Genomic DNA, 16174 nt, shown 5'->3' on the forward strand with positions numbered 1-16174 from the left:
TAGCTCCTTTTACAGATTTACCCCCATCTCCTTAAGCACATAATATAATCTATTTATTGGAAGTCCTACAACATTATAATAGCAACCATGAATTTTTTCAACAAAAACACCGCCATTTCCTTGAATTCCATAAGCGCCTGCTTTGTCCATGGGTTCGCCACTTTCTATGTATGTTTTGATTTGCTCCTCTGTAAGCTCTGAAAAAAAAACTTCTGTACAAACTGCAGCAGTTATTATTTTTTTCGAAGCTGAGTTCACAACTGCAATACCCGAATAAACCTTATGGGAACTTCCGCTTAAGGCTTTCAGCATACTGTAGGCATCCTTATAATCCTTTGGCTTGCCAAGTATCCTACCATCCTGGTAAACTATTGTATCAGAGCCGATAACAAGACTTTCAGACTTCATTTTTTCTGCAACCTGGTTTGCTTTAGCATAAGCTAAAGCTTTTACATATTCCTCAGGGTCGCCCGAAAACTTTATAGTATCTTCATCAAAATTGCTGACTATAATATCAAAGTTTCCTAATATTCTCTTTAAAAGCTCCTGTCTTCTTTCTGAAGCTGATGCTAAAACAATATTCATTTAAATCACTTCCTAATTCTACTAAAGCTTCCTGTATAGTATTATTGCCACAATTATGCCAATTATAGACATCAAACTTATACTAAAATTAATTCCAAAGGAAAGACTTAAAACTTTTAAATCTAACGTAAGTGGTTTAGCTGTACCAACAGAGTAAGCATTTCTTAGAAAGTTCAATGCTTTTACATTTGCACCAAGCACATCACCAAGAAGCGTCCCCCCTATTGCGCCTAAAAGAACGACGAAAATTAAAAATCCATTACTTTTTTCCGAACCTCTCAATATTATCCCCCACCTTGTTATACATCGTCTATAGTTTAACATTATATAAAAATAGAAACAAGTATTTAGAAGATTATTTAAGAATTATTTAGAAATTTAGGTTATAATGGCAGTTTTGGCAAAATAAAAACACCTGAAAACAGGTGTTTTTATTTTTTATTTACCAGCTAACTTTTTCATATATCCGTATAAAAAACTATAGTACTCCGGAGCCTTCTCCTTTTCAAGCTTCTCAGGAAGTCCATTAATTTGCGCCTTTAATTCTTCAAGTAAAGCAAAATTTTTGCTGTTTTTATCTACATCTTTTAAGCCTTTAAGCCATTCTTTAATTTCACTGCTATTTACAGACTGTACATCCTTTTCGCTCAGCTTTGAAAGCACATCCAATTCTGCACCTATGGCCGCAGCAATAGCCTCATCACAAGCATCGCCTGAGCCGCCTAATTCAAATATCATTTTGGAATTATCTATATTATTTTCTGTTAAAAGCTTTATTTTGCTTAAAGCTTCTTCTTCACTATATATCCCAAGCAGCACTCTTGTCCCATCTGGATCTTGAATAGTAAATGGATTTCCATAGGTACTTAAAGCATTTTTTGTTTTTTCCACTCCCGGAGCTTCTCTAAACTTCCCGCCCTGAACTGCTATATATTTAACCTTGCCTTTTATTTCGGTTTTATTAGCCACATCAACAGCATTTTGAGGCTTTATAACCTCATCTTTTCTAGCCGAATTTTTCAGAAAAACATTTGATACCACAGTACCAATTAAAAATGCAAATACAAGTGTAGAAAACAGAACTAGTCCTAAAACTAAATTGCCGTTGTTTTTTCTTTTCATATCATATCTTGTGTACTTCATTTTATATCCCTCCATTAAAATCACAGAACCATACTATATTTAATACTATTTATGGAAGGACAAATTTATGATAAAAAAAACTCGGCAAATTTTGCCGAGACCAACCATTATTTTAATACTCTTTTCGCACCTACAAGTCGAGATGCATAGTAGCCTTCAGATAAACTGCTGACTATAACTCCACTTCTGGAGTTTCCAGCGTGAATAAATCTTCCGCCACCAATATAAATTCCAACGTGGGATATTGAACCGTATGTGTTAAAAAACACCAAATCTCCTTGAGCTAAATTACTTTTGCTTACTGATTTACCATAACCATACTGACTTCCTGACTGATGAGGCAAGCTAACACCAAACGCTTTATAAACGTATGAAGTAAAGCCTGAACAATCAAACGCATTAGGTCCTGAAGCACCCCATATGTATGGCTTGCCTAAGAATTTATAAGCGTAAGCTACTACATTGTTGCTTCCTTCAGGAGCTTTTGGTCCTGCCTGATTTAATCCGCTGCCACCTCTGTTTAAGGTAGTTTTCTTAGTTGTACTGGTTACTCTGTTCTCCCTTTGTGCATTTCTCTCTGGAACTTTTATAGTCTTGTCCGAGTTTAAGCTAGCTGAACGAACAACCACACTTGGCTGATCTTTAACAGCTGCATCTGCTTTAACCTCATAAGCTGTGAACTTTGAAATTAATGCGACAGCCATCACAGTAGCAACAAAAATAAATGGTTTTGTTTTAGAGAATTTCATTCGTGTTCCCCCCCTTCTTGCTTCCGGAGTTAGCTGACGGGTTCGGGTGAAGGTTCCCTACTGATTTAAATTTATCAGATTAACCCCAATATGACGGTTCCTCCGTACCTAAAATAGGATTCAGCATATTTTCATTATAATTTATTAAAGGTTTATATGTCAATTAAGTTTGACCATATTGATGAATAATTTACCAACTTTTAGGGTATACTTTCCAATTATGCCTTAAATTATAATTCCTTTTTAAAAATCATCATATCTTTATACTGCTCATCCACCTTGAAGAACCCTTTAGATATTCTCATAAGCCTATAGCCGTTTTTGTTCCAAAACCTTAAAAACTTTGTATCCTGCTCGCAAACTCCACAGTAGAAATCATATATGCCAAAACCTTGATTAAAATAATTTTCAACACCTTCTACTATTTTGCTGCCTATACCTTTATTTCTACATTCCTTATCTATTAAAAAATACCAAATCCAAACCTCATTAGGATTTTTAAATTCTATCCTTCCTTTTAAAATTCCAATTAAGGCATCACCCTTATTTATCTTTAAAAAGAATTCTCCTTCACTTACATAGTACTCTAAAAATCTTTCATATATCTCTTTTAGCCCTAGTGGCTTTTCTTTGTCATTTAAGTTGTAATTTTGATTATTAATCCATTTTTGAATAGAAACAACATCTTCTTTTTTAACGCTTCTAATATATATATCATCATCAATATTAACATTCATATCAAACATAAATTCACCTCTTGAATATTTAAATTCTACAAAGCCTTTTAAAATCCTTTTAACTGTACATTTTTTCTTTAAAAAATTAGCAAAAGCAATATAAACAATTTTATGAAAATGTGTTATTATTTTAGAGAAGACATAAATTGTAAACGCATAAGATTATCAATTTTTATGTAGGATTGGGAGGGTTTATTATGCTAGGTGTAAACGACAACAAACTCTATAGTAATTTATTGATTTTTAAATTTAAAAATTTTTCATTGGAATATCCAGAGGAAATAAGAGAAATACTTGCCTATTCTGAGAATAGTGGAGATTTAAAAGAACTGGAAATATTAAATACCTTGGGGAAGTGCGATTACAAAAAAGTATTTATATTAGGACTTGGCACCACAGAGGAATTCAATTCTGTAAAGCTCATGAGAGCTTTAGGCAGTGCTGTAAAAAGCATAAAAAACTCCATTGAAGACTTAGATATACTAGATAATCTTAGGGAAGATTTCGGATATAATATAGGACAAGTTTTAGAATTGTCTCTTTATAAATTTAAGGGCATTAAGCAAAAGGAAATTAATGTTAAGCTTCAAAAGGTGAATGTAATATCAAGCTGCAAGGATGAAATAAGCAAAGGCTTTATAGTTGGAAATTCTGTAAACTTCGTCCGCAACCTTGTAAGCCTGCCTTCAAATTATGTAACTCCTAAATACATAGCACAACAAGCTGAAAACATAGCAAAAGAGGGAAACCTTGATATAAAAATAATTGATAAATACATGCTTGAACAGATGGGAATGAACGCTATTTTATATGTTGGAAAGGGCAGCCTTCACAGTCCTAGGCTAGTAGCCCTTCAGTATTTTGGCGATTCTTCAAGCAAGGAGATAACTGCAATTATTGGAAAGGGAGTTACCTTTGACAGCGGCGGAATAACACTTAAGCCAGGTAAAGGCATGGAAAACATGGTTTCAGACATGGCAGGCGCTGCTTCTGTACTTGGAACCATGAAGGCTCTTTCAAAGCTTAGGCCAAAAAAGAATATTATTGCACTTATTCCTACAGTGGAAAATATGCCTTCAGGAAACGCCTATAAGCCTGGAGATGTAATAACTACCTACTGCGGCAAAACAGTACAGGTAATTTCAACAGATGCAGAAGGAAGGCTTATCCTTTGCGATGCAATAGCTTATGCTAAAGAACTTGGAGCAACCAACATAATAGATATAGCTACATTAACAGGCTCCTGCTCACAATTTTTAGGTGGTATAAACGCTGGACTTTTAAGCAATTCTGATGAGCTTGCAAACAGTATTATAAATACAGGAAAGGAAGTTGGAGAAAACTTCTGGAGACTTCCAAACAACCCTGAATACTTAGAACAGTTAAAAACAGACAGTGCGGATCTTAAAAACTCTGGAACCTCCTGTGGAGCTATAGTTGCAGGTCTATTCCTTGAAAGCTTTGCTGAGGATGTGAATTTTGCTCACCTTGACATTGCCGGCTGCGCTGGTTCAGCCTCAGGCTCAGATTTATACGACGCTGGTGCTACTGGAATGCCAACAAGAACCCTTATTGAATTACTAATGAAATAAAGCACATAAAAAATGCCTTGCTAAAAAGCAGGGCATTTTTTATTTATTCTTCTGCAGTTAATTTAAAACCGTCTATATTAACATCATCAGCAAGCTCAATCATTAAGTATCTTCCGCCGTCATCCCCTTTAACCTGCTTTATAAAGCTTAGGTTTTTAGGGCTCATACTAATGGATAAATCCTCATTCCAAATCTTTAAGGACTTGGATTTAAAATCAGGAAGTATGTTTTTCACGTTAAAGCTGTAGTCTTTTCCGCAGGTGTCTTCAAAAGCCCTTTCCAGAACCTCTATGTCTTTTTCCTCTATTCCATTCAATATGTATTTCATATCGCTTAAAGTAATAGCTGTCTCTTCATTTTCATCATGCAGCTCCTTAAGTTCATCTATTTTTGTATACATGTCTTCAATAACTTCTGGCCTCACGCTTTCGCCAACCACAGTCTTTATTATATCTGTAAAGCACTGCTTCTCTTCCTCTGCTGTAAGCTTCATGCTGCAGCTTAATATGTTTTCTATAAATCTATAGTTAAGCTCCTTTGGCTTTGAGTTATAGTACATAACCTTATTCACATCGGCATAGCCGTTGTCGAAGGTTGGAAACATAAATCCATCTAAAGGAGTATTTAGGTTTATGAAGGTATCAAGTACGCTGCTTGGCTTAAACTCCTTTTCCTCATAGCTAAATACCAAACTCTTTTTAAAAGGCTCAACCTTATTAATACTTCCTATAACAAAATTTAAAGACTGAATAACTTCATCAAGCTCCTGTATTTCATCAGAAGCCTTTCTATTCTTGTTTCCTACCCAGTAGTCACCTTTTGCAAGAGTAAGAACTACATCAGTTTCATATGTATAGTTTTCCAACAGCTTGGCTACAATTTTATCAGCACCTTGAGTGAAGTTTTCTGAATCCTCGCTTCTATACATGCTGTCAAAGTTTAATTGTGCCTCGTTGCCTTCTTCAACTGCTATAAAAGGAAGCTCAAACAATTTTGAATCTAAAGCTCCTCCAAGCATTTTCTTGAAATTATTTAAATAAAGCTCTTGAGCTTCGGTATCAATCATTGGAAAATAGCTTAAGTTTGAGTATAGCACTGAATTGCTGTCCTTCTTAATATAAACGTTATATATCTCTTTAAAATTAAGCATTACACTATCTAGCTTAAACTCTTTTTTCATTCTGTTTAGCTCTTTTTTATTCATTTGCCTACCCCCATCTTCTAATTTTGGACAAAAAAATGGTGCAGGAGACGGGACTTGAACCCGTACGGTCTCCCACACGCCCCTCAAACGTGCGCGTCTGCCGATTCCGCCACTCCTGCATTTCTTATTGGACTTATGAACATGTACTGCAAATATGTGATACATGTCTTATGTCTTTTACAAATATGATTATATATTGTTTTTTTGTTTTTTTCAAGAGGTTTTTATGAAAAAATTGGTGGAAGCATGTATAATAAATTCACCTTACTTAAGACTTAACTACCAATTAAAGTCTTTAGTCAGCCAGATAACTAGATAAATTGTTAACTTTTTATATTCTTATATTCTTTTCTTCTTATATTTATTTAAATATCCATCTAGCTATCCAGCTCTATCTTTTCTAGTTTATATACTTAGCGAATTTTTCTATTTTAGTCAGCAGTCGTTTTGGTTTGTCTATATTTATAATTTTTTCATAAAGCTCAGGTGCTTGCTCATAGATTGCATTGATTTGATCAGGGAAGTTATCATAGTGCTTAGCAATTTCATTATACTTGTCGCATAAAAACTTATTCTTTAGCTGTATGGCAATATCTGAAACAAGTGTCCGTGTAGCTGGCTGAGGTGTGTGAGGCCTGTCAAATTCTAAAGCTACAATGCTGCCGCTGATTTTTATTTCACTATCTTTATAGCCAGCATTTTTTAAACCTTGTATAAAAGCTTTCTGCATTACCTTGTCCTTAAAATTAATGCTTAAGTCCATTGTCAACTCATAAGGATTAGAAAACAATCCTAGCTTAAAGCCAGTGAGCCACCAGTGCTTTCCCTCTCTTGTAAAAAGCTTTTTACCATATTTTTTTAAAGTATAAGACATTTCAAGAGCCTCATGGTCGCTTACAGTATAGAAAAGCGGCCCCTTGAAAACTCCTGGTATCTCTATGTCAGGACCATCCGTTGCATAGATGCCTATCTCTGCACCTGTAGGCAAATCATATTGCCCCTTCCAAAACTCTATAAGCCATCTTCTTCCCTCATATTCAAAGTAAATAGGTTCGCAATCTATAATCATTCCAAAAAGCGCTGCACCTTCATCATATAACCTGCAATAGCCCATGCTCCTTTGCCAAGCATTCATATTAGAATAAAATATGTCCTGCTTTTCATCGTAGGAGTATCCAGCAGCTTCTATCGCTTTTTCCAATCTATCATCTACTCTATCACTATCTAAATCAACAAACCGTGTTAAAATTTTTTCTTGCTTTTTCTTTCTTCTATAAGTAGACAGATCTGACATTAAGGCTGTAAACATAGTTAACCCTCCTTAATAGCCGGAAGCAGGAACAGCCTATGTATACCGATTTACTTCGGTTAGCCTGCCCACTTCCTCATTATCTTTTTTCACAATATATTATTCCGAAATAATAAAAATGTGTCTGGCTTTAGCATATGAATGCAGAAAAGCCAGACACATTTTTATCTTATAAACTTTATTTTGCTACTCCTTGTATCCATTATGCATTTTGCACCTAAGGGAATTGTAGACATTGGATAGCAATGGCCAGATTTGATATTATACATTACCGGCTTGTTATAATCAGCTAAAACATCTTTAAGCATGTCAACCACAGTATAGCTTTCATCTCTTGTATTAGTGCAGTCTGTAAAATCCCCAAATATTATTCCTTCTGCTTCCTGAAGTTTTTGTGAATATTTAAGCTGATACATCATTCTATCTAATCTAGCTACAGTCTCGCCAACATCTTCAATAAAAAGTATCTTACCCTTAGTTTCTATTTCATATGGAGTTCCAATCATGGAGGTTATAAGCGCTAGATTTCCTCCAACAATAGTTCCTTCAGCTCTTCCTTCCACCATAACCTGAAAGCTTTCGCCCTCTGGATTATACAAGCTTAATTCACTGTCCATGTTTAATGCCTTTTCAAAGCTTTCTCTAGTAAAGCTGTCAAAATCATTCAGCATGTTTGATTTAACCATAGGACCATGGAAGGTTATAAAATCGCATTTTTGGTTAAAGTTTATATGAAGATTGGTTACATCGCTGTAGCCAACAAATATTTTAGGATTCCTCTTTATCATTTCAAAATCTAGCTTATCCATAGTATGGGAGCTTGTGTCTCCGCCTCTAATGCACCAAATAGCTTTAACTTCTTTATCCATAAACATTTCATTTATGTCTTCTGCTTTCTCTTTCCCTGTACCTGCTGAATATCCATGAATAGAACGATAAGTGCATTTTCCCATCTTTACCTTATAGCCCATATCCTCTACAAGCTTTTTGCAGGCATCAGCTTCATCTTTTGTAACTGGAGAGGAAGGCGCTATAATACCAACAGTATCTCCTTTTTTAAGCTTATCTGGAAAGATCATTTTTTACACCTCTTTAAATTTAGAATACTAGGTTTGTAACAATTACAGCTACAATAAGGCTTATTACGTCAACCAATAATCCTACTGGTACTGAGTGTCTGGTTTTGCTTATCTTAACAGAACCATAGTATACAGCTATAATATACATAGTTGTTTCAGTGGAACCCATTGCTACAGAAGCCATTTTTCCAATTAGTGAGTCAGGACCATGCGTTTTAAACAATTCCACCATCATTCCCTGCGCTCCTCCACCGGACAAGGACCTCATAATTCCCATTGGCAGTATTTCAGCAGGCATTCCTATCAGGTTAGTTACTGGGCTAAGAAGCTTTACAACTATATCCATTGCCCCTGAAGCTCTAAAAATTCCAATGGCAAACAGCATTGCAACCAAATAAGGTATTATTCTTACTGCTGTTGTAAACCCTTCCTTTGCACCTTCAGTAAACACTTCATAGACCTTTACCTTTTTAATAAAGCCGTAAAGCGGTATTCCAAGCAGCAGAAGTGGTACAGCATGAAGCGAAACTTGACCCATTATATATTGAAACATCTTTCTTCCCTCCTACTAATTATCAGCATTTTCAATGCTAACTGTTTCATTTTCGTCTATGAAATTCTCAATTCTATACTTTTTTCTTTTAGCAAAAAGCTTTGTAAGAAAAATAGCACATATGAAGCATACTGAGGTTGAAAGAAGTATTGGCCCTATAACCTCAGTTGGATTTTTAGAACCTGCTGCAACTCTTAAGCCTATAATTGTTGCTGGTATTAGCGCAACACAAGCATCATTTATAGCCAAAAACATTACCATATCGTCAGTTGCTACTCCCTTATGTTTATTAAGAGAATCCAGTTCCTTCATAGCTTTTAATCCAAGAGGTGTGGCAGCATTTCCAAGCCCTAAAATATTAGCAGAAATGTTCATAATCATTGCGCCCATAGCAGGGTGCTCCGCAGGTACACCTTTAAACAACTTTTTCATCAGAGGGCTCACAGCTTTTCCTACAAGCTTTACAAGTCCTGATTTTTCAGCAATAGCCATAATACCTAACCATAAGGTCATGGTTCCTATAAGACCTATACATATTTCCACTGCTGTGTTCGCAAAATTGAAGGCTGCATCACTAACAGCTTGTACATTTCCAGTAAAAATTGCAGTAACTACTCCAATAACAATTAATCCTAACCAAATTACATTTAACATTTCTTTTCTCCCTTCATTCTTTTCTTAGAGTCTTGTTTCCCCATGAGCAATTAATTTTGGGTAAACAAAAAACACCTAACAGGTTTGTCGGGTGCTTGTACAATTATATCAAAACCAAGACAATCCTCCCCTCTTGCTCAATGTGAGATAGCACAACATCATAGCATGGAGCAAACACTATGATGACAGTTCTGTACCTGTTCAATACAGCCCCAGCACCAGGCTTTGGTGCCTGACACTTCGGCGATGGCTCCTTTCTCAATACGTCATAGGCTTCCAGCCTCAATATAGCTACTATTAGCAATCGCGCCTCTACCCCACCCCTTTGGATGAGGATTTTATTTAGTTATATGGTTAATATTGTAACATCATATTTTTTTCCAGTCAATACAAACTGGAGAAACTTTCAAGGACACAAAAGCGAAAGGACAACCTTAAGGCTGTCCTTTATCCTATAATAATTTCTGTGCTAATATATCGGTTAAATTAAGCTTTTCAACTCTATTCTTTATCTCCACCACATCTGTAGTATAAAGTCCTATGCTCTTCATTCTATTGAAATACTCAGCTCCTGCAAAGGTATATCTGTTTCTTCTTCCTTCCTTTGTCATCATCTTGTAGTTTGCATAGGAAATTATATCTCCTAAAGCCAAAGCTCTTGGGAGTATTAAAAGAGGCATTCCAAGCGCACTTCTCACAGCGTTATGACCTGCTAAGGCTCCAGTACATATAGCCTCTGTGTGGCCAACAAATAGCCCACCCTTCTCGCCAGCACAGAACAAATTTTCAAGCCCCTTAATCTTCATGTCGTCAGTTCTAGGCGCAACAGACAAATACCTTATGGAATTTCCTTTTCCTCCGGCGTAAGGGTCAACATACTTTGCTTTTTCAAGCCCTGGTATCTTTCTTAGCTTATCGAGAGGATAATAAGAGGTCATAAGCTTTGCATGACCAGTATCTAAAAGAATTATATTTTCAGCAAACTCCTTTAAAGCATACTGCTGACAAACCTTCATTTTAAGCTTATCCAAGTTGACATCCTCTGGCGGCACCTTTAAAACAACGACACCTTTTTCATCTAATTCCTTTACAATATCTTCAGAAAGGCTTTCCTTGGCAAGCTTGCAGGAACCGCTCATAGCTCCATAGGCATCATCATCTCTTTCACCCTGAAGATCTTCGATACCTGCCCTTGAGCTTAAGCTTACTCTAGGACCGAAGGCAGGACATCTAAGCACACACATAGAGCAGCCGTTTCCATATCTTAAACAGTTGCCCATTGGTCCTGTGGAGCCTGTAGTCTCAATAAATACATCCCCTTCTACATATGTGCCGTCGGATAGATATATTCCTTTAAGCCTGTTTCCTTCCTTCTCTACATCAATAACCCTTGCTAGAACATTTACTTCTATGCCCATATTTACAAGGTGTTCTCTTGCTTCTGGTTCTATCTTGTTTACATCGTACAACCAGGCATGCTTGTGTCCCGGAAATTCTATGTTTTTATGTCTGCTGTTTGCATCAGTTATATTTATTAAATCTCCTCCGCCAAGGGCAATTATTTCTTCACTGGCTGTGTATCTTCCGTTGTTTCTCATTATACCGCCTACGTTGCCAAGTCCAAGAAGCATATCGGTTTTTTCATAAAGCTTAACAGAAGCTCCTGCTTTCTTAGCAGTAATAGCAGCAGAGCAGCCTGCCCAACCGCCGCCTATAACTATAACCTTCATCTAAATTCCCCCAAATCATTAATAATAGCAAGCTAAATAAATCTTCTACCTTCAAAAATGTATTTAGGTTCAATTTGAACCTTGCAAAGCTTTTTAACCTTATGACCTTTAAATCTTGTGGAGCAAGCGCCGCATACACCTTCTCCACAGCACATCTTAGCGTTATTGCAGCAGGAGAAGTCTACTTTGTCGCCGATATATTCCAGCACTTTGTAGTTAAGAATATCAGGTCCTGAACAGTGTATTAAATTTATTTTTTCGTTTTCAAACAGGTTATTTAGAATATTTTTTAGTTCTTCAGAAATAACTCCATTTTGCAAGGTATTGCAGTTTATAACCGTGCAATTGCACAATTCCAGATACTTGTTTATGAAAATATTTTTATAGTTTGCCTTGTCTAAAACTACAATTATGTTATTTCCATTAGAGTACAGCTTTTTCATAACCGGCACCATAGGCGCCATGCCGATTCCTCTGGCTATAATCACCGAAGTGCCTTCCCTGCTTCTGTAAATATTTCTTAGTCCTAAATCTCCGTTCCAGTAAGGGCCTCTGACTAAAATAACATCATTTTCCTTTAAAAGGTTTATGCTCTTTGTCTTTGGACCCTTTACTTCAATTGCCACTGTCAAAAGATTGTCGTCCACATTAGTCTCCATGATGGATATAGGAACATCATAAAATTGAGAGGTTTTTGGAGTTCTCAAAAAAACATAGCTTCCTGGATGAACTAAATTCTTAACAAGTTCATGAGGAGCTGAAATAGAAATAACAATAATATTTTTTTCCACTGTTTCTTTTTTTGCTACTTTACAGCTGTATATCTTTCTTCCCTGCTTAGCTTTACCGCTGTTCCATATATATTCCTGATATATGCAAACACCCTTCCAATTAATACAATCACAGAATGTTTTCCCGTTGAGCTGCGAACAAGTTAAGCAGTCCCCTGTCTCAGCCAAATGGCAGGGACAGTATTCCGTACCTGCATCTATGCAGTCGCGTATTTCATAGTTCACTTTAACCCCTCCCTAAAGCCCGTAATACCTATACTATTAAGTTATTTTGACATTGAGAAAAGTGTGACAATAAAATTAAGAATTGAAACCTACTATAAAAATTTAAATAAAAAAAGAAAGCCCTTAAGGCTTTCCGAGTATTATATAACTTTCTTAAATACCTAACAATCTTCTTAGTATACCTTTTTTATTAATATTTCTATCAGCTATAAGAGGCTTAGAATATATCTTCTTTCCTTCTGTGTATATATCAACATTTCCAAGCTTAAAGTCTTTCTTTATAGGACCAGTTATCTCATAATTTGGTTTTATGACTTTCACCTCATAATCTAAGCCCTGCTTAACTGGTATTATTATATCCTCTTCAGCAAGAAGCTGAAGCTTTTCCTTTTCGTTATCTACTGGTACCTCACTAACTACGTCACCTTTTGAGAAGAACTTTTTATATTCATAATTTTTAACTACATAATCATTTATCTTCTCTGTTTCCTTCCATCTTCCTGGTGAGTTGAGCACAACAATTATAACATCATGGTCTTTTATTGTAACGGAGGTAACAAGGCATTTGCCTGCCTGACCTGTATAACCTGTTTTAACTCCTGTTGAGTTTTCAAGCATTGACAATATTTTATTTATGTTATGAAAGCTTCTTGTAAATCCTTCTTCATTACCATCTACGTCCTTTGACTTAACTATTTCATTGAACAATTGATTTTCTCGAGCTTTTGCAGTTATAACAGCCAAGTCATAAGCTGTTGAATAATGGTTTTGGCTGTCTAAGCCATGTGGTGATTCAAAATGAGTATTATATACACCAATTTGATTTGCATATTCGTTCATAAGTCTTACAAACTCGTCAACGCTTCCTGCTAAGCCTTCTGCTATAGCAATTGCTGCATCATTTCCTGAACGAAGCATTAAACCATATATAAGTTCCTTTAAAGGAACTTTTTCTCCTTTTTTATAGCCAACAGTTGATCCTCTTATGGAAGCTGCCTTAGCTGATATTTCTATCTTTCTGTCTAAATCTCCATAATTTAAGGCAACTAAAGCAGTCATTATTTTAGTTGTGCTTGCCATAGGAACTAGCATGTGAGCATTTTTCTCGTATAGTACCACTTTTGACTTAGCATCTATTGCAACTGCAGTCCTTGCGTCAATATAAGGTTCTGCTGCCTTGACCTTAACCTCAATTAAATTTGCACTAATCAAAGCCGTTATCACTATATATGAAAATATTTTATAAAATTTCCTATGCATTATAATCACCTCACAGTTGTTTTTCAAAATTACATACTATTATATATTTTTTCACTTATAGCTTTTATTAGTCATAAAAAATTATGGAAGGAGTTCTTATTTGATACATAATCACTGCTGCTGCTTATAAAATGTTATACATTGGTTATAATACCTTATATATCTACTGGAGGATTTAGTTATGAAGTGGAGCATTTTCATTTTCCTTGCAATTTTACTTATTATGTTTATTCCTATACCAATAAAGCTCACTGCAGCCTATAGTAATAACCAGTTATGCTTGTACATATTCAATTTTAATATAAAGCTGAAGAAAAAAGAAAAAAAATCTAGCAAGTCAAATAAAAAAAAGAAGACTTCAAAGCTTCCTAAAATTGATTTTCAAGATGCACGATTGCTTGTAACTAAGCTGGAGTGCCTTCGATTCAAACCTACTCTTAGAATGAAGATAAGCCTTAATTACGGACTTTTAGATGCTAGCAGCACAGGCATAGCTTATGGAGTTTTAAACACTTTTTCTCCCTTTCTGTATAAGCTTTTAACCATAGTGTTTAAGGTAAAAAAATATGATATGGATGTTAAACCAAATTTTAATGAGCTTATGGTTGCAGCAAGCGTTAACAGTATAATTTTCATCAATTTAGCTAAAATTATTTACATAGTAGCTGTACTTCTTAAATCCTTAAAATTTATTAAACAGAAAAAGAATTATGCATACAGCAATTCTTAATTATTAGATTGGAGGATATTACATGGACGGTCATCCTATTGATAATCTCATGAAAACAACCATGGAACATATTAAAGAAATGGTAGATGTAAATACCATTGTAGGTGATCCTATAGAAGCCAAGGACGGCTCTGTTATTATACCTGTATCAAAGGTTTCTTTTGGTTTTGCTTCAGGCGGAAGCGAATTTAATTCTCCAGATTGCAAGGAAAACAAGTCTAAGCTTCCTTTTGGCGGCGGATCAGGTGCAGGAGTAAATGTTAGACCAATAGCTTTTTTAGTTATTAAAAATGACTCTGTAAGGCTTCTGCCAGTAGAATACGATAATCCTTTTGACAAACTTTTAGACTCTATACCTCAGCTAGTAGAAACAGTAAAAAATCTTACAAATAAAAATAAGGCTAAGGAAAAAGAATGCTGTGACAAAAAAATAGACTAAGGAACACTTTTCCTTAGTCTTTCTTAGTTTTAGTTTCTTCGTCATATTGTTCCTTGGCCTCATTGTCAAAGCCTAAAATATCATTTAAAGATGGCATCTGCTTTAAATTCTCAAGACCAAAAGCTACAAGGAACTTATCTGTTGTGGAATAAAGTATAGGTCTTCCTGCAACTTCAAGTCTTCCTGTCTCCTTAATAAGACCTTTTTCTAAAAGAGTTAAAACAGCTCTATCACTTTTAACCCCTCTTATTTCATCTATGCTTACTCTTGTTATTGGCTGTTTATAAGCAATTATAGCTAGAGTTTCAAGTGCTGCCTGAGATAGGGATTGTCTTGAATTTGTCTTTAAAAGCTTTTGCAAATAGGCGCTGTTTTGTGGTTTGGTAACAAGCTGATACTCATCGTTAATATTAATTACTTTAATCCCTCTATCCTCTGCCTCGTATCTTTCCTCAAGCTCTTCAATTATTTCTTTTGCAACATCCAAATCTGCTTCTATTATTGAGGCAATATCTCTAAGCTTTAAAGGTTCTCCGCTTACAAAAAGCAGTGATTCTATAATAGAAAAATAAACCTGTTTCTTAGACAATTGCTCCATCTCCACCTGGCTGATATACGTTTTTTTCATTATTCTCTGTCCTTTCTAGGTAAATTTCTGTAAAATTATCTTCCTGCACAACCTTAATGTTCTTTTGTTTTATTAGCTCTAATAGAGCAAGAAAAGTTACTACAACCTCCATTTTACTGCCGCATTCCATCATCAAATCTGAAAAATGCATATGTGTGCCGTTCTTAATCTTTTGTGTTAAATATAGCATTTTATCTTCAATTTTATATACATCAACAGGAATTTCTCTTTGAATTACTGTCTCTGTATTTATCTTGCTATTGTACCTATTCATTAATTCAGTGTATAAATTATAAAGCTGAAGTATGGATATTTCCTTTAATACATCTAAACTATTTTTACCTTCGCTATTATCTTCAATGATTTCGGGTTTCTTTGAAAAAACAGTACCTGCTTTTGCTTCCAATTCTTTAAAATGCTCAGCCATCTGTTTAAACCTCTTGTATTCAATAAGCTTGGACACAAGTTCTTTTCTAGGGTCGTTTTCCTGATCTGCTGCAACCTCATCAGAAACTGCTTTAGGAAGCAGCATTTTAGATTTTATTTCTAAAAGCGTAGCTGCAATAACTACAAACTCAGAAGTAACCTCTAAGTCCATCTCTTTCATCTGTTCAATAAACTGAAGATACTGGTTTGTTATTTCGTAGATTTTTATATCGTAAATATCCATTTCGTTCTTTTTTATAAGATGCAAAAGCAGATCGAAAGGACCTTCAAAATTCTCTATCTTTATTTTAAGTGTCATTGTGTTTTCTCCTAACAATAT

Annotated in this window: 18 protein-coding genes, 1 tRNA gene and 2 riboswitches; of the genes, 3 read left to right on the forward strand and 16 right to left on the reverse strand. The window is 35.2% G+C overall.

Annotated elements, in window-relative coordinates; all coding sequences use genetic code 11:
- Positions 1–9: 9 nt before the first annotated feature.
- The 5 genes from NBE98_RS11300 to NBE98_RS11320 all read right to left on the reverse strand — a co-directional run bounded on the left by NBE98_RS11300 (position 10) and on the right by NBE98_RS11320 (position 3223).
- The gene (locus NBE98_RS11300) at positions 10–585 is read right to left on the reverse strand and encodes a Maf-like protein (protein ID WP_250815062.1); all 576 of its coding nucleotides are present in this window, start codon (positions 583–585) and stop codon (positions 10–12) included.
- A gap of 21 nt (positions 586–606) precedes the next feature.
- Positions 607–867: a DUF4321 domain-containing protein gene (locus NBE98_RS11305; protein ID WP_250815063.1), complete on the reverse strand. Its 261-nt coding sequence runs from the start codon at positions 865–867 to the stop codon at positions 607–609.
- A gap of 156 nt (positions 868–1023) precedes the next feature.
- The gene (locus NBE98_RS11310; protein ID WP_250815065.1) at positions 1024–1728 is read right to left on the reverse strand and encodes a hypothetical protein; all 705 of its coding nucleotides are present in this window, start codon (positions 1726–1728) and stop codon (positions 1024–1026) included.
- 107 nt (positions 1729–1835) lie between these two features.
- The gene (locus tag NBE98_RS11315) at positions 1836–2477 is read right to left on the reverse strand and encodes a C40 family peptidase (RefSeq protein ID WP_250815066.1); all 642 of its coding nucleotides are present in this window, start codon (positions 2475–2477) and stop codon (positions 1836–1838) included.
- A 3-nt stretch (positions 2478–2480) separates the two neighbouring features.
- Positions 2481–2613: riboswitch (cyclic di-AMP (ydaO/yuaA leader) on the reverse strand.
- A 94-nt stretch (positions 2614–2707) separates the two neighbouring features.
- Positions 2708–3223 (reverse strand): GNAT family N-acetyltransferase, encoded by a 516-nt coding sequence (locus NBE98_RS11320; RefSeq protein WP_250815068.1) that lies wholly within the window; start codon positions 3221–3223, stop codon positions 2708–2710.
- A 188-nt stretch (positions 3224–3411) separates the two neighbouring features.
- Between NBE98_RS11320 and NBE98_RS11325 the strand changes: the two genes are divergently transcribed.
- The gene (locus tag NBE98_RS11325; protein ID WP_250815070.1) at positions 3412–4806 is read left to right on the forward strand and encodes a leucyl aminopeptidase family protein; all 1395 of its coding nucleotides are present in this window, start codon (positions 3412–3414) and stop codon (positions 4804–4806) included.
- 43 nt (positions 4807–4849) lie between these two features.
- Here NBE98_RS11325 and NBE98_RS11330 read toward each other — a convergent pair whose 3' ends face one another.
- The 9 genes from NBE98_RS11330 to NBE98_RS11370 form a co-directional block, all read right to left on the reverse strand.
- Positions 4850–6010, reverse strand: coding sequence for a DUF4317 family protein (locus NBE98_RS11330; protein WP_250815071.1), 1161 nt, complete (start codon positions 6008–6010; stop codon positions 4850–4852).
- A gap of 36 nt (positions 6011–6046) precedes the next feature.
- Positions 6047–6129: transfer RNA gene (locus NBE98_RS11335), tRNA-Leu, on the reverse strand.
- 281 nt (positions 6130–6410) lie between these two features.
- A complete protein-coding gene (locus tag NBE98_RS11340) occupies positions 6411–7319 on the reverse strand; it encodes a DUF4474 domain-containing protein (protein WP_250815073.1) in 909 nt (302 codons plus the stop codon).
- Positions 7320–7483: 164 nt separating this feature from the next.
- A complete protein-coding gene (locus NBE98_RS11345) occupies positions 7484–8398 on the reverse strand; it encodes a S66 peptidase family protein (protein ID WP_250815074.1) in 915 nt (304 codons plus the stop codon).
- A gap of 19 nt (positions 8399–8417) precedes the next feature.
- Entirely contained in the window at positions 8418–8951 is a 534-nt protein-coding gene (locus NBE98_RS11350; protein WP_250815075.1) for a spore maturation protein, read from the reverse strand.
- 15 nt (positions 8952–8966) lie between these two features.
- Entirely contained in the window at positions 8967–9605 is a 639-nt protein-coding gene (locus tag NBE98_RS11355) for a nucleoside recognition domain-containing protein (RefSeq protein WP_250815077.1), read from the reverse strand.
- Between the two features lie 140 nt (positions 9606–9745).
- Positions 9746–9928: riboswitch (Lysine riboswitch) on the reverse strand.
- A 129-nt stretch (positions 9929–10057) separates the two neighbouring features.
- Complete coding sequence (locus tag NBE98_RS11360) at positions 10058–11335, reverse strand: FAD-dependent oxidoreductase (RefSeq protein ID WP_250815078.1); 1278 nt, start codon at positions 11333–11335, stop codon at positions 10058–10060.
- 32 nt (positions 11336–11367) lie between these two features.
- Positions 11368–12351 carry a sulfide/dihydroorotate dehydrogenase-like FAD/NAD-binding protein gene (locus NBE98_RS11365; RefSeq protein ID WP_250815080.1) on the reverse strand — a complete coding sequence of 328 codons (984 nt, stop codon included), beginning with the start codon at positions 12349–12351 and terminating at the stop codon, positions 11368–11370.
- A gap of 153 nt (positions 12352–12504) precedes the next feature.
- Positions 12505–13611 carry a D-alanyl-D-alanine carboxypeptidase family protein gene (locus NBE98_RS11370; RefSeq protein WP_250815081.1) on the reverse strand — a complete coding sequence of 369 codons (1107 nt, stop codon included), beginning with the start codon at positions 13609–13611 and terminating at the stop codon, positions 12505–12507.
- Positions 13612–13792: 181 nt separating this feature from the next.
- Between NBE98_RS11370 and NBE98_RS11375 the strand changes: the two genes are divergently transcribed.
- Positions 13793–14341 carry a DUF2953 domain-containing protein gene (locus NBE98_RS11375; RefSeq protein WP_250815083.1) on the forward strand — a complete coding sequence of 183 codons (549 nt, stop codon included), beginning with the start codon at positions 13793–13795 and terminating at the stop codon, positions 14339–14341.
- 22 nt (positions 14342–14363) lie between these two features.
- Positions 14364–14780 carry a GerW family sporulation protein gene (gene ytfJ, locus NBE98_RS11380; protein WP_250815085.1) on the forward strand — a complete coding sequence of 139 codons (417 nt, stop codon included), beginning with the start codon at positions 14364–14366 and terminating at the stop codon, positions 14778–14780.
- A 13-nt stretch (positions 14781–14793) separates the two neighbouring features.
- On the opposite strand, the gene scpB is transcribed toward ytfJ, so the two are convergent.
- Together scpB and NBE98_RS11390 are read right to left on the reverse strand one after the other, a co-directional pair.
- Positions 14794–15408: an SMC-Scp complex subunit ScpB gene (gene scpB / locus NBE98_RS11385; protein ID WP_250815086.1), complete on the reverse strand. Its 615-nt coding sequence runs from the start codon at positions 15406–15408 to the stop codon at positions 14794–14796.
- Positions 15362–16153 carry a segregation/condensation protein A gene (locus NBE98_RS11390; protein ID WP_250815088.1) on the reverse strand — a complete coding sequence of 264 codons (792 nt, stop codon included), beginning with the start codon at positions 16151–16153 and terminating at the stop codon, positions 15362–15364. Before NBE98_RS11390 ends, scpB begins: the two co-directional genes overlap by 47 nt.
- Positions 16154–16174 lie beyond the last annotated feature (21 nt).

It is taken from the genome of Clostridium swellfunianum (assembly GCF_023656515.1).
Taxonomy (GTDB): domain Bacteria; phylum Bacillota; class Clostridia; order Clostridiales; family Clostridiaceae; genus Clostridium_AT; species Clostridium_AT swellfunianum.